General features: G+C 62.0%; 12 protein-coding genes. 10 read left to right on the top strand and 2 right to left on the bottom strand.

Annotation, left to right across the window (positions count from 1 at the left end):
• Position 1: 1 nt before the first annotated feature.
• The 8 genes from livF (at position 2) to FHU12_RS21230 (ending at position 8205) form a co-directional block, all read left to right on the top strand.
• Positions 2-703 carry a high-affinity branched-chain amino acid ABC transporter ATP-binding protein LivF gene (gene livF / locus FHU12_RS21265; RefSeq protein WP_038874157.1) on the top strand — a complete coding sequence of 234 codons (702 nt, stop codon included), beginning with the start codon at positions 2-4 and terminating at the stop codon, positions 701-703.
• 44 nt (positions 704-747) lie between these two features.
• On the top strand, positions 748-1935 hold the full coding sequence (locus tag FHU12_RS21260) for an aminotransferase-like domain-containing protein (protein ID WP_141971650.1): 1188 nt from the start codon (positions 748-750) through the stop codon (positions 1933-1935).
• A 312-nt stretch (positions 1936-2247) separates the two neighbouring features.
• Entirely contained in the window at positions 2248-3567 is a 1320-nt protein-coding gene (ugpB, locus tag FHU12_RS21255) for a sn-glycerol-3-phosphate ABC transporter substrate-binding protein UgpB (RefSeq protein WP_049195230.1), read from the top strand.
• A gap of 78 nt (positions 3568-3645) precedes the next feature.
• Entirely contained in the window at positions 3646-4533 is an 888-nt protein-coding gene (ugpA, locus tag FHU12_RS21250) for a sn-glycerol-3-phosphate ABC transporter permease UgpA (protein WP_099816946.1), read from the top strand.
• Positions 4530-5375: a sn-glycerol-3-phosphate ABC transporter permease UgpE gene (gene ugpE / locus FHU12_RS21245; RefSeq protein ID WP_141971649.1), complete on the top strand. Its 846-nt coding sequence runs from the start codon at positions 4530-4532 to the stop codon at positions 5373-5375. The genes ugpA and ugpE overlap by 4 nt, the downstream gene beginning before the upstream one ends.
• Positions 5376-5380: 5 nt before the next feature.
• Positions 5381-6451: a sn-glycerol-3-phosphate import ATP-binding protein UgpC gene (locus FHU12_RS21240; RefSeq protein ID WP_141971647.1), complete on the top strand. Its 1071-nt coding sequence runs from the start codon at positions 5381-5383 to the stop codon at positions 6449-6451.
• Positions 6451-7188 (top strand): glycerophosphodiester phosphodiesterase, encoded by a 738-nt coding sequence (ugpQ, locus tag FHU12_RS21235; protein WP_141957700.1) that lies wholly within the window; start codon positions 6451-6453, stop codon positions 7186-7188. The genes FHU12_RS21240 and ugpQ overlap by 1 nt, the downstream gene beginning before the upstream one ends.
• Before the next feature lie 60 nt (positions 7189-7248).
• Positions 7249-8205 (top strand): AEC family transporter, encoded by a 957-nt coding sequence (locus FHU12_RS21230; RefSeq protein ID WP_141971645.1) that lies wholly within the window; start codon positions 7249-7251, stop codon positions 8203-8205.
• Here the strand turns inward: FHU12_RS21230 and FHU12_RS21225 are convergent.
• Positions 8186-8515 (bottom strand): hypothetical protein, encoded by a 330-nt coding sequence (locus FHU12_RS21225; protein WP_141971644.1) that lies wholly within the window; start codon positions 8513-8515, stop codon positions 8186-8188. The genes FHU12_RS21230 and FHU12_RS21225 overlap by 20 nt on opposite strands.
• Positions 8516-8666: 151 nt before the next feature.
• Here FHU12_RS21225 and FHU12_RS21220 point away from each other — a divergent pair, with 151 nt between their 5' ends.
• Positions 8667-9527 (top strand): carboxylate/amino acid/amine transporter, encoded by an 861-nt coding sequence (locus tag FHU12_RS21220; protein ID WP_048232416.1) that lies wholly within the window; start codon positions 8667-8669, stop codon positions 9525-9527.
• A gap of 36 nt (positions 9528-9563) precedes the next feature.
• Here FHU12_RS21220 and metR read toward each other — a convergent pair whose 3' ends face one another.
• Positions 9564-10508 carry an HTH-type transcriptional regulator MetR gene (gene metR / locus FHU12_RS21215; protein WP_141971643.1) on the bottom strand — a complete coding sequence of 315 codons (945 nt, stop codon included), beginning with the start codon at positions 10506-10508 and terminating at the stop codon, positions 9564-9566.
• 90 nt (positions 10509-10598) lie between these two features.
• Between metR and metE the strand changes: the two genes are divergently transcribed.
• Entirely contained in the window at positions 10599-12887 is a 2289-nt protein-coding gene (metE, locus tag FHU12_RS21210; RefSeq protein WP_185742337.1) for a 5-methyltetrahydropteroyltriglutamate--homocysteine S-methyltransferase, read from the top strand.
• The last annotated feature ends 33 nt before the right edge of the window (positions 12888-12920 follow it).

Here is a 12920-nt window from a genome sequence, read left to right as displayed (position 1 = left end):
TATGTTGTCATTCAATCAGGTATCCGCCCATTACGGCAAAATTCAGGCGCTGCATCAGGTCAGTCTCACGATAAGCCAGGGGGAAATCGTGACGTTAATCGGCGCCAACGGCGCCGGTAAAACCACGCTGCTCGGCACCCTGTGCGGTGAGCCGCGCGCCAGCGAAGGCAGCATCGTCTTTCAGAACCAGGACATCACCCAGTGGCAAACCTCGCGCATCATGCGCGAAGCGGTGGCGATCGTGCCGGAAGGGCGGCGCGTCTTCTCGCGCATGACGGTGGAAGAAAACCTGGCGATGGGCGGCTTCTTCGCCGATCGCCGGCAGTATCAACAGCGCATCGAACGGGTGTTCACTCTGTTCCCGCGCCTGCTGGAGCGCCGAAGCCAGCGCGCCGGCACCATGTCCGGCGGCGAGCAGCAGATGTTGGCCATCGGCCGCGCGCTGATGAGCCAGCCGAAGCTGTTGCTGCTCGACGAGCCCTCGCTCGGGCTGGCGCCGATCATCATCCAGCAGATTTTCGACATCATTCAGCAGCTGCGGGAAGAGGGCATGACCATCTTCCTGGTGGAGCAAAACGCCAATCAGGCGCTGAAATTGGCGGACCGCGGTTATGTGCTGGAAAACGGCCGCGTGGTGTTGGAAGATACGGGGGCTGCATTGTTAGCCAACGAAGCAGTGAGGTCGGCGTATCTGGGCGGTTAATCCGCCCCCCTACGAATTAAAATAATCAGGTACGAGAAGAAGAAATGAAGACAGAAGGGTTACTCGCGCAGCGCATCGTTAACGTAAAAAGTTCGGCCATCCGTGAATTGCTTAAACACAGCAAGATGGAACACGTCATTTCGCTGGCGGGCGGCATCCCCTCTGATGCGCTGTTCGATTTCGAAGGATTGAGCATCGCCACCCAGCAGGCGATCACCGAACAGCCGAAAAGCGCGTTCCAGTATGGCCTGACCGAGGGCAGCCCGCTGCTGCGTGAGCGCATTTGCGCGCTGTGCGCCGAGCGCGGCGTCACCGCTGGCGCGGAAGAGGTGATGGTTACCGCCGGCTCGCAGCAGGCATTGGATTTGGTGATGCGCGCCATCGTCAACCCCGGCGACGTGTTCGTGGTGGAGCGCCCGACCTACCTGGCGGCGCTGCAAACGTTGGAGCTGGCGGAAGCCAACATCATGTCGGTCTCGTCCGACAGCGACGGCATGGTGGTGGAAGAGCTGGCCGAGCTGCTGAAAACCCAGCGCATCAAGGGCGTGTACGTGGTGCCGAACTTCGGCAACCCCAGCGGCATCACTCTGAGCGCCGAGCGCCGCGAACTGCTGGTGAAGCTGGCCGCCGAACATAACTTCCTGATCATCGAAGACGATCCGTACGGCGAGCTGCGTTTTACCGAAGAGCGCCACCCGACGCTGCATCAGGTGTCACAGCGGGTGCTGGGCAACACCGACCACATCATCTATACCTCGACCTTCTCCAAGATCCTGGCGCCGGGCCTGCGGTTGGGCTGGGCGATCCTGCCGCCGTTCCTGCTGCATAAAGTGGCGATCATCAAGCAGGCGGCGGATCTGCACGCCAGCGCGCTGTCGCAGAGCATCGTCGAATGCTACCTCGGCCTGGGCCGCCTGCCGGCGCAGATCGACAAGATCCGCGCCGCCTACAAACAGAAGGGCGAGATCCTGGCCGGTTTGGTGGAGCAGGAGCTGGGCGACTACATCACCTTCGATAAGCCGAAGGGCGGCATGTTCCTGTGGGCACGTTTCCGCCAGCCGTTCAACGCCACCGAATGGCTGAACGCTACCCTGCAGCAGGGCGTGGTGTTCGTGCCGGGGGAATACTTCTTCTCCGACAACCCGGATCGTTCGACCTTCCGCCTGTCGTTCGCCACCGCCACCGAACAGCAGATGCAGGAAGCGGTGGCGCGTCTGCGCCGTTCGCTGTAATCCTCGCGGCGGCGGAGCCCATGCCCGCCGCCGACATCAAACCGCCATCTTCACTTCACCTTGCCGTCATGTGGCTGTCATATAACGGTTATTTTTCTGTCATCCGCGCATGGCATGTTATCCCCCGTCATCTTTCGAGCCGCAGCGTTGTTGGCTGCCCGACTGCCCCCCTGTCACTTAGTTAGCTAAGCTCCAGGGTGCCAGCAGGTTGCCGCCTAGCTGCAACTCGAAAGCTATAGGGGGCACTCCCTCATCAAGAATTGATTCTTTTCGCTCACGCGCTTTTACACCAGCTTTTTTCAGGAGTTAGGCATGCTCACCTACGCTATTCGCAAAACCACGCTGTGCGTCGCGTTGACCCTGGCGGTCAGCACTCAGGCGCTGGCGGCGACCGAGATCCCGTTCTGGCATTCGATGGAAGGCGAACTGGGTAAGGAAGTGGATTCCCTGGCGGATCGCTTCAACCAGTCGCACAGCGACGTCAAGATTGTGCCGGTTTATAAAGGCAACTACGAACAGAGCCTGGCGGCGGGTATCGCCGCTTACCGCTCCGGCAAGGCGCCGGCGATCCTGCAGGTTTACGAGGTGGGCACCGCCACCATGATGGCCAGCAAGGCCATCAAACCGGTCTACGAGGTGTTTAAAGAGGCCGGCATCAACTTCGACGAGTCGGTGTTCGTGCCGACGGTAGCCGGCTATTACACCGACAACAAGAGCGGCCATCTGCTGTCTCAACCGTTCAACAGCTCCACGCCGGTGCTGTACTACAACAAAGACGCCTTCAAGAAGGCCGGCCTGAACCCGGACCAGCCGCCGAAAACCTGGCAGGAGCTGGCGGCGGATACTGCCAAGCTGCGTGAGGCCGGCATGAAGTGCGGCTACGCCAGCGGCTGGCAGGGCTGGATCCAGCTGGAGAACTTCAGCGCCTGGCACGGCGTGCCGTTCGCCAGCGAAAACAACGGGTTCGGCGGCACCAACGCCAAGCTGGAGTTCAACAAGCCGCTGCAGGTCAAGCACATCGAGCTGCTGGAGGCGATGAACAAGAAGGGCGATTTCACCTACTTCGGCCGCAAAGACGAATCCACCGAGAAGTTTTATAACGGCGACTGCGCCATCACCACCGCGTCATCCGGTTCGCTGGCGGACATCAAGCACTACGCCAAATTCAACTACGGCGTCGGCATGATGCCGTACGACGCCGACGCGAAAAACGCGCCGCAGAACGCCATCATCGGCGGGGCCAGCCTGTGGGTGATGAACGGCAAAGACGCCGCCACCTACAAGGGCGTGGCCGAGTTCCTGCAGTACCTGGCGCAGCCGGAAATCGCCGCCGAATGGCACCAGAAGACCGGCTATCTGCCGATTACCACCGCGGCTTACGATCTGACCAAGCAGCAGGGCTTCTACGACAAGAACCCGGGTGCTGACGTCGCCACTCGCCAGATGCTGAACAAGCCGCCGTTGCCGTTCACCAAGGGCCTGCGCCTGGGCAATATGCCGCAGATCCGCAGCGTGGTGGATGAGGAGTTGGAAGGCGTGTGGACCGGCAAGAAAACGCCTCAGCAGGCGTTGGACGCCGCCGTGCAGCGCGGTGACGTGCTGCTGCGCCGCTTCGAAGCATCGACCAAGTAACCCTGCGTCGCGAGCCCGGCAGACCGGGCTCGCGTCTTCACGCCGATCCTTCCGTACCCGATTAATGGTTTAACTTCTATGTCATCTTCCCGTCCCGGTTTCGGCTGCAGCTGGCTGCCCTATGCGTTGGTGCTGCCGCAGCTGCTGATTACCGCCGTGTTCTTTTTATGGCCCGCCGGCGAGGCGCTGTGGTATTCGGTGCAGAGCCTCGATCCGTTCGGCCTGTCCAGCCAGTTTGTCGGGCTGGATAACTTTACGCAGCTGTTCCAGGATCCTTACTACCTCGACTCGTTTTACACCACGCTGATCTTCAGCTTCCTGGTGGCGGGCATCGGGCTGGCGGTGTCGCTGTTCTTCGCCGCGCTGGTGGACTACGTGCTGCGCGGCAGCCGCCTCTATCGCACGCTGATGATCCTGCCCTATGCGGTGGCGCCGGCGGTGGCGGCGGTGCTGTGGATCTTTCTGTTCAACCCCGGCCTGGGGTTGATCACCCATTTCCTCAACGGGCTGGGCTATAACTGGAACCATGCGCAAAACAGCGGCCAGGCGATGTTCCTGGTGGTGCTGGCCTCGGTGTGGCAGCAGATAAGCTATAACTTCCTGTTTTTCCTCGCGGCGCTGCAGTCGATCCCGCGCTCGCTGGTGGAGGCGGCGGCCATCGACGGCGCCGGCCCGGTGCGGCGTTTCTTCCATCTGGTGCTGCCGCTGATCGCGCCGGTGAGCTTCTTCCTGCTGGTGGTCAATCTGGTGTACGCCTTCTTCGATACCTTCCCGGTGATCGACGCCGCCACCGGCGGCGGGCCGGTGCAGTCCACCACCACGTTGATCTACAAGATCTACCGCGAAGGCTTCGCCGGATTGGATCTCTCCAGCTCCGCCGCACAGTCGGTGATCCTGATGCTGCTGGTGATCGGCCTGACGGTGATCCAGTTCCGCTTCGTTGAACGTAAGGTGCGCTATCAATGATTGAGAATCGACGCGGGCTGGATATCTTCAGCCATGTGATGCTGATTATCGGCGTGCTGGTGGTGCTGTTCCCGCTGTACGTGGCCTTTGTCGCCGCCACGCTGGACGACAAGCAGGTGTTTCAGGTGCCGATGACGCTAGTGCCCGGTGGCCACCTGTGGGAGAACATCCGTAATATCTGGCAGGGCGGCGTGGGCAACCTCAAGGTGCCGTTCTCGCTGCTGCTGCTCAACAGCGTGATCATGGCGCTGGCGATCACCTTCGGCAAGATCGCGGTGTCGGTGCTGTCGGCTTACGCCATCGTGTATTTCCGTTTCCCGATGCGCAGCCTGTTCTTCTGGCTGATTTTCCTCACCCTGATGCTGCCGGTGGAGGTGCGCATTTTCCCGACGGTGGAGGTGATCTCCAACCTCAACTTGCTGGACAGCTACACCGGCCTGACGCTGCCGCTGATGGCCTCGGCCACCGCGACCTTCCTGCTGCGTCAGTTCTTCATGACGCTGCCGGATGAGCTGCTGGAGGCGGCGCGCATCGACGGCGCCGGGCCGATGCGTTTCTTCTGGGACATCGTGCTGCCGCTGTCGAAAACCAATCTGGCGGCGCTGTTCGTCATCACCTTTATCTACGGCTGGAACCAATACCTGTGGCCGATCCTGATCACCAGCGACGCCTCGATGGGCACCGCGGTGGCGGGCATCAAGAGCATGATCTCCACTTCCGGCGCGCCGACCCAGTGGAACCAGGTGATGGCGGCGATGATTCTGACTTTATTGCCACCGCTGGCGGTGGTGCTTCTGATGCAGCGCTGGTTTGTGCGCGGTCTGGTTGATAGCGAGAAATAACGACGATGGCAGGATTAAAACTACAGGCGGTCACCAAGTCTTACGACGGTAAAACGCCGGTGATCAAACAGATCGACCTCGATGTGGCGGACGGCGAATTCATCGTGATGGTCGGCCCGTCCGGCTGCGGCAAATCCACGCTGCTGCGTATGGTGGCCGGGCTGGAACGCACCACCAGCGGCGATATCTATATCGATACCCGGCGCGTGACCGATCTGGAGCCCAAGGATCGCGGCATCGCGATGGTGTTCCAGAACTACGCGCTCTATCCGCACATGAGCGTGTACGACAACATGGCCTACGGCCTCAAGATCCGCGGTTTCGGCAAAGATCATATCCGCCAGCGGGTGGAGGAGGCGGCGCGCATCCTGGAGCTGGAGCCGCTGCTCAAGCGCAAACCGCGCGAACTTTCCGGCGGCCAGCGCCAGCGCGTGGCGATGGGGCGCGCCATCGTGCGCGAACCGGCGGTATTCCTGTTCGATGAGCCGCTGTCCAACCTGGACGCCAAGCTGCGGGTGCAGATGCGCCTGGAGCTGCAGCAGCTGCATCGTCGTCTGAAAACCACCAGCCTGTACGTCACCCACGATCAGGTGGAGGCGATGACGCTGGCGCAGCGGGTGATCGTAATGAACAAGGGCGTGGCGGAGCAGATCGGCACCCCGAGTGAAGTGTACCAACGGCCGGCTTCGCTGTTTGTCGCCGGCTTTATCGGATCGCCGGCGATGAACCTGCTGCCCGGCACCCTCAGTGCCGACGGCGGCCAGCTGCTGCTGGCGGACGGCATGGCGCTGCCGTTGCCGGCGGCCAAGCCGCAGTGGGCGGGGCGGCAGTTGACGCTGGGCGTTCGGCCGGAGCATATTCAGCTGGTGGCGCAAGGCCAGGGCGTGCCGCTGCAGCTGCAGACGCTGGAACTGCTGGGGGCCGACAATCTGGCGCACGGCCAGTGGGGCGGCCACGGGGTGATCGCGCGGCTGTCGCATGAAACCTTGCCGGCGGCGGGCAGTACGCTATATTTGCAGCTGCCTGCTCAGGCGCTGCACTTCTTTGACACCCACAGCGGATTACGGATGGATTGATGACTAGACCCTGGCCTTACCCTCATATCGTCGCCCACCGCGGCGGCGGTTCTCTGGCGCCGGAAAACACCCTGGCGGCGATCGACGTCGGCGCGCGCCACGGCCACAAGATGATCGAGTTCGATGCCAAGCTGGCGCAGGACGGGCAAATTTTCCTGCTGCACGACGACACGCTGGATCGCACCAGCAACGGTTGGGGCGTGGCGGGCGAGCTGCCGTGGGACAAACTGGTGCAGCTGGACGCCGGTAACTGGTACAGCTCGGCCTTCAAGGGCGAGCGGCTGCCGCTGTTGTCGGAGGTGGCGGAACGCTGCCAGGAACACGGCCTGATGGCCAATATCGAGATCAAGCCGACCACCGGCAGCGACGATGAAACCGGCCGGGTGGTGGCGCTGGCGGCGCGGTTGCTGTGGCAAGGGCAGACCGATCCGCTGCTCTCTTCCTTCTCGGTAGAAGCGCTGGCGGCGGCGCAGCGCACCGTGCCGGATTTGCCACGCGGCCTGCTGCTGGAGGCCTGGGACGACAACTGGCGCGAGCTGACCGAACGTCTGGATTGCGTCTCGCTGCATATCGATCACAAAGCGCTGACCGCCGAGCGGGTGAAAGCGTTGAAAGACGCCGGGCTGCGCATTCTGGTGTATACCGTCAACCAACCGGATCGCGCGCGCCTGCTGCTCGACTGGGGCGTTGACTGCATTTGCACCGACCGGATAGATTTGATCGGCCCGGATTTTTAATCCGGCACCGATGAATCCCGCGACGACAAGCCTTGCCGCCGCACCACCGGAAGGAATGCGATGCCTGGCTTTATCCTGTCACTGTGGCACCAGATCGTGCTGTCTTTACCGCTGTTTGTTCTGATCGCGTTGGGTTATGGGCTGATTCGCTGGGGGAAGTGGCCTGCCAGCATCACCGATGGCCTGACGCGTTTCGTGTTTTCCCTCGCCTTGCCCGCCATGCTGTTTCGCATGATGTGCGATTTCTCGCAGCGCCCGGCGGTCGATGCCCGGCTGCTGATCGCGTTCTTCGGCAGTTGCCTGATCGTGTTTGTGCTCGGCCGCCTCGTCGCCCGGCATCTCTTCCGGCTGGATGGCGTCGCCGGTTCGGTGTTTGCGCTGGGCGGTATTTTCTCCAATAACGTGATGCTCGGCTTGCCGATCGCCAGCGTGATGCTGGGGCAGGCGGCGATCCCGTCGGTGGCGCTGGTGCTGGTGTTCAACGGCCTGATCCTGTGGACGCTGGTCACGGTGTCGATCGAATGGGCGCGCAACGGCTCGCCGACGCTGAGCGGCTTCGCTAAAACCGCGCGCAGCGTGCTGACCAACCCACTGATCGTCGGCATCCTGTCCGGCACCCTGTTCAGCCTGACCGGCCTGCCGCTGCCGGCCTTCGTCGATCGGCCGGTCAGCATGCTCGGCCAGGTGGCGGCGCCGCTGTCGTTGGTGGTGCTTGGCATGGGGCTCGCGGAGTATCGCATCGGCGAAGGTTGGCGGCTGAGCAGCGCCATCTGCGTGCTGAAATTGCTGGTGCAGCCGCTAGTGATTTGGCTGCTGGCCTGGATGATGGATCTGCCGCCGATGGAGACCCGCGTTGTGGTGCTGCTGGGGTCGATGGCGGTAGGGGTGAACGTCTACCTGATGTCGCGCCAGTTCAATACGCTCACCGGCCCGGCCGCCACCAGCCTGGTGATGTCCACCGTGCTGGCGGCGATCACCACGCCGCTGATCCTCACCGTTATGGGCGTGCGGGCGTAGCCGGCATCGGCGCCTGCGGCACCGCCGGTGCGGTGCGGTTGAACGGATCGCGCGGCTGGTTGCCGTTAGGCAGCAGCTGCCCGCCGTTTGGCGTGGTTTGCAACAGCTGTTGCCGTTGATTGTCGAACTGTCGCTGCTGCTGCAGGCGGCGTTGATCCATCTGCCGGTTGTTCAACAGGCGCTGTTGCTGCGCCTGCTGGTTGTTTTGGTTGAGTAACTGCTGCTGTGAACGCAGGTCGGTTACGCCGTTGGCCGCCGCCGCCAACCCAGGCAGCAACAGAAGAGCGAACAGAATGTGAGAAGTTTTCATGATGGTTACCTCGTCTTTTTATTAAGCCTAACCCAGCGGTGAAATTTTGCCGGTAGTTTGTCTTTTGTTCAGATGTAAACCGCCTTTCATCCCCTTATGCGTCCATCTTCCGTTACAATCGCCCTTTCGGTCTTTTTAGGGTGAACCCATCGTGCTGCTTTTGGTTATAACCACCATCCTGTGGGCATTTTCTTTCAGCCTGATTGGCGAGTACCTGGCGGGCCATGTCGACAGCGGGTTCTCGGCGCTGGTGCGCATCGGGCTGGCGGCGCTGGTGTTTCTGCCGTTTCTGCGTTGGCGCAATATCAAACTCAAGGTGATCCTGCTGTATATGCTGGTGGGCGCCTTCCAGCTGGGCATCATGTACCTGTTCAGCTTCCGTGCCTACCTGTACCTGACGGTGCCGGAATTCCTGCTGTTCACCGTGCTGACGCCGCTGTACATCACGCTGATCTACGACTTGCTGAGCGGCCGACGCCTGCGTTGGGGCTATGTCTTCAGCGCGCTGCTGGCGGTGCTGGGCGCGGCGATCATCCGCTATCACCAGCTGAGTGAGCATTTCTGGTGGGGGCTGCTGTTGGTGCAGGCGGCGAATATCAGCTTCGCCATCGGCATGGTCGGCTATAAGCGCCTGATGGAAGTGCACCCCTTGCCGCAGCACACTGCGTTTTCCTGGTTCTACCTGGGGGCGGCGGCGGTGGCGGTGGTGGCCTGGTTCCTGTGGGGCAATCCGCAGCAGCTGCCGACCACCAATCTGCAGTGGGGCGTGCTGATCTGGCTGGGCGTGGTGGCGTCGGGGCTGGGCTACTTCATGTGGAACTACGGCGCGACGCAGGTGGATGCCGGCACGCTCGGCATCATGAACAATATGCATGTGCCGGCCGGTTTGTTGGTCAATCTGGCCATCTGGCAACAGCAGCCGCACTGGCCGAGCTTTATCATCGGTGGGGCGGTGATCGTCGCTTCGCTGTGGGTGCATCGCCGCTGGGTAGCGCCGAAACAGCTCGGTTAAGCGAGTGGGCCACCCCGGCACGGGGGGCCCGAATGTTTATACGCCGGCTGCCAATGCTTTGGCGCCGGTCGCGCCAGGGCGTGCGGCATCGCGTACAAACGGCAGATGATCGCAGGCGTGCTGGCGGGCCGAGCGGATAAAGGCTTCGGTCACCGCCTGGCGCTGTTCACCGTCGCGCACGGCGGCGTACAGGCGGCTCCACAGGCCGTCACCCAGGGTTTTGGTCACCACCAGCCCCTGCTGTTCGAAACTCTCCACCACCCAGTGCGGCAGCGCCGCAATCCCCATCCGCGCCGATACCATCTGGATCAGCAGCAGCGTGTTATCGACGTTCTTCAACGCCGGGCTAACGCCCGCCGGCTGCAGAAAATGCCGCCAGATATCCAGCCGTTGGCGCTGCACCGGGTAAATCAACAGCGTTTCGTCACTTAAGTCTTCCGGCTCGATGTGCGGCTTGCCAGCCAGCGGATGATCCGGCGCCATCACCAGACGCACCTCGAAATCGAACATCGGCGAATAGTGCAGGCCGCTGCGCGGCAGAATATCCGACGTCATCACCAGATCCAGTTCGCCCTGTTGCAAGGCCGGCTGCGGATCGAAAGTCACGCCGGAAGTAAAGTCCATCACCACCTGTGGGAAACGCCGGCGGAAGTTGTCCAGCGCCGGCGTCAGCCACTGTATGCAGCTGTGGCATTCGATGGCGATGCGCAGCGTGGTCTGATGCGGCTCGTGGCAGGCCTGCAACGCCTGTTGGATCTGCGGGAGGACCTGCTCCGCCAGCTGCAGCAGGATCTCGCCCTGGGCGGTGAAGCGCAGCGGCTGGCTCTTGCGCACGAACAGCTTGAAGCCCAGACGTTGCTCAAGATCGCTGAACTGGTGCGACAGGGCAGACTGCGTCTGGTGAAGTTGGGCCGCCGCCCCCGCCAGCGAACCGCTGTTGCGCAGGGCCTGCAGCGTCCGTAAATGTTTCAGTTCGATCATGAGAGTCCTTCACATTGACAGTGAATAAATTGCGCTTGTGGTTAATACAGTACCTGCTGATTATGGATGTGTAAACATCTGGACGGCTAAATGGGGAATATGACGATGGCAATTTTGAATCACACACTGGGTTTTCCTCGCGTTGGGCTACGACGTGAGCTGAAAAAAGCTCAGGAAAGCTACTGGGCCGGCAACTCAACGCAGGAAGAGCTGTTGGCGGTTGGCCGCGAGCTGCGTGCTCGTCATTGGCAGCAGCAACAGCAGGCCGGGGTGGATTTGGTGCCGGTCGGCGATTTCGCCTGGTACGATCATGTGTTGACCACCAGCCTGCTGCTGGGCAACGTGCCGGCGCGCCATCAGAATGCGGATGGCGCGATCGATCTGGACACGCTGTTCCGCATCGGCCGTGGCCGCGCACCGACCGGCGAGCCGGCGGCCGCGGCGGAAATGACCAAATGGTTCAACACCAACTACCACTACATGGTGCCCGAATTCCAGCAAGGCCAGCAGTTCAAGCTGGGCTGGACTCAGCTGCTGGACGAAGTGGACGAAGCGCTGGCGCTCGGCCATCGCATCAAACCGGTGCTGCTGGGCCCGGTGACCTATTTGTGGCTGGGTAAGGTGAAGGGCGAGCCGTTCGATCGCCTGTCGCTGCTGAAAGAGATTCTGCCGGTTTACCAACAGGTACTGGCCGAGCTGGCGAAACGCGGCGTCGAGTGGGTGCAAATTGACGAGCCTGCGCTGGTGCTGGAGCTGCCGCAAGCCTGGCTGGATGCGTTCAAACCGGCTTACGACGCGCTGCAGGGGCAGGTGAAGCTGCTGCTGACCACGTATTTCGATAGCGTCGGCCACAACCTCGATACCGTCCGCACGCTGCCGGTGCAGGGTCTGCATGTCGATCTGGTCGCCGGTCATGACGATATCGCCGCGCTGAGCGCCGCATTGCCGCAAGATTGGCTGCTGTCGCTGGGGGTGATCAACGGCCGCAACGTTTGGCGCGCCGATCTGAGCCGCTGGTTCGAACGTCTTCAGCCGCTGGTGGGCACCCGCCCACTGTGGATCGGCAGCTCCTGTTCACTGCTGCACAGCCCGATCGACCTGAGCGTGGAAAGCCGTCTGGACGAAGAAGTGAAAAGCTGGTTCGCCTTCGCGCTGCAAAAATGCGCCGAGCTGGCGCTATTAAGCTCGGCGCTGAACGCGCCTGACGCGACGAAACAGGCTGAACTGGACGCCTACAGCGCACCGATCCGCGCCCGCCGTCAGTCGAGCCGCGTGCATAACTCACAGGTTGAGCGCCGGCTGGCCGCGATCACCGCGCAGGACAGCGAACGCCACAGCGCTTACGCCGAGCGCGCCAGGGCGCAGCGCGAGCGTTTCAACCTGCCGGCCTGGCCGACCACCACCATCGGTTCATTCCCGCAGACCACCGAGATCCGCGGCCTGCGTCTGGACTTCAAACAGGGCCGTTTAGACGGCAACAACTACCGCACCAGCATCGGTGAGCATATCAAACAGGCGATCGTCGAGCAGGAGCGTCTCGGGCTTGACGTACTGGTGCACGGTGAAGCTGAGCGCAACGACATGGTGGAGTATTTCGGCGAGAACCTCGACGGCTTCGTGTTTACCCAGAACGGCTGGGTGCAGAGCTACGGCTCCCGCTGCGTGAAGCCGCCGGTCATCATCGGTGACGTCAGCCGCCCGGAAGCCATTACCGTCGAATGGGCCAAATTTGCCCAGTCGCTGACCGACAAACCGGTGAAAGGCATGCTGACCGGGCCGGTGACCATCCTGTGCTGGTCGTTCCCGCGTGAAGACGTGACCCGCGAAGTGATTGCCAAGCAGATTGCGCTGGCGCTGCGCGACGAGGTGGAAGATCTGGAAAAAGCCGGTATCGGCATCATCCAGATCGACGAACCCGCCCTGCGCGAAGGGCTGCCGCTGCGCCAATCCGACTGGGCCGCGTACCTGAACTGGGCGGTGGACGCCTTCAAACTGAACGCCGCCGTGGCGCGGGACGACACCCAGATCCACACCCACATGTGTTACTGCGAGTTCAACGACATCATGGACTCCATCGCCGCGCTGGACGCCGACGTGATCACCATCGAGACCTCGCGTTCCGATATGGATCTGCTGGAAGCCTTCAAAGAGTTCGAATACCCGAACGAAATCGGGCCGGGCGTCTACGATATCCACTCGCCGAACGTGCCGAGCGTGGAATGGATTGAAGCGCTGCTGCGTAAAGCGGCGCAGAACATCCCGGCGGAACGCCTGTGGGTTAACCCGGATTGCGGCCTGAAAACCCGCGGCTGGCCGGAAACCCGACAGTCGCTGGCCAACATGGTATTGGCGGCGCAGCGCCTGCGCGAGCACGCGTGATGCCGTGCGGCGGATAAACCGCCGCTTATAGAT

Origin of the sequence: Serratia marcescens (assembly GCF_006715005.1) — a bacterium.
Classification (GTDB): domain Bacteria; phylum Pseudomonadota; class Gammaproteobacteria; order Enterobacterales; family Enterobacteriaceae; genus Serratia; species Serratia montpellierensis.
This window is presented reverse-complemented; position numbering and strand designations above follow the sequence as displayed.

Excerpts from the sequence above, each read along its gene's own strand:
- ugpE (WP_141971649.1), top strand. The coding sequence starts at position 4,530 with ATGATTGAGAATCGACGCGGGCTGGATATCTTCAGCCATGTGATGCTG.
- ugpA (WP_099816946.1), top strand. The coding sequence starts at position 3,646 with ATGTCATCTTCCCGTCCCGGTTTCGGCTGCAGCTGGCTGCCCTATGCG.
- livF (WP_038874157.1), top strand. The coding sequence starts at position 2 with ATGTTGTCATTCAATCAGGTATCCGCCCATTACGGCAAAATTCAGGCG.
- FHU12_RS21230 (WP_141971645.1), top strand. The coding sequence starts at position 7,249 with ATGCCTGGCTTTATCCTGTCACTGTGGCACCAGATCGTGCTGTCTTTA.
- ugpB (WP_049195230.1), top strand. The coding sequence starts at position 2,248 with ATGCTCACCTACGCTATTCGCAAAACCACGCTGTGCGTCGCGTTGACC.
- FHU12_RS21260 (WP_141971650.1), top strand. The coding sequence starts at position 748 with ATGAAGACAGAAGGGTTACTCGCGCAGCGCATCGTTAACGTAAAAAGT.
- metR (WP_141971643.1), bottom strand. The coding sequence starts at position 10,508 with ATGATCGAACTGAAACATTTACGGACGCTGCAGGCCCTGCGCAACAGC.
- FHU12_RS21225 (WP_141971644.1), bottom strand. The coding sequence starts at position 8,515 with ATGAAAACTTCTCACATTCTGTTCGCTCTTCTGTTGCTGCCTGGGTTG.
- ugpQ (WP_141957700.1), top strand. The coding sequence starts at position 6,451 with ATGACTAGACCCTGGCCTTACCCTCATATCGTCGCCCACCGCGGCGGC.
- metE (WP_185742337.1), top strand. The coding sequence starts at position 10,599 with ATGGGGAATATGACGATGGCAATTTTGAATCACACACTGGGTTTTCCT.
- FHU12_RS21240 (WP_141971647.1), top strand. The coding sequence starts at position 5,381 with ATGGCAGGATTAAAACTACAGGCGGTCACCAAGTCTTACGACGGTAAA.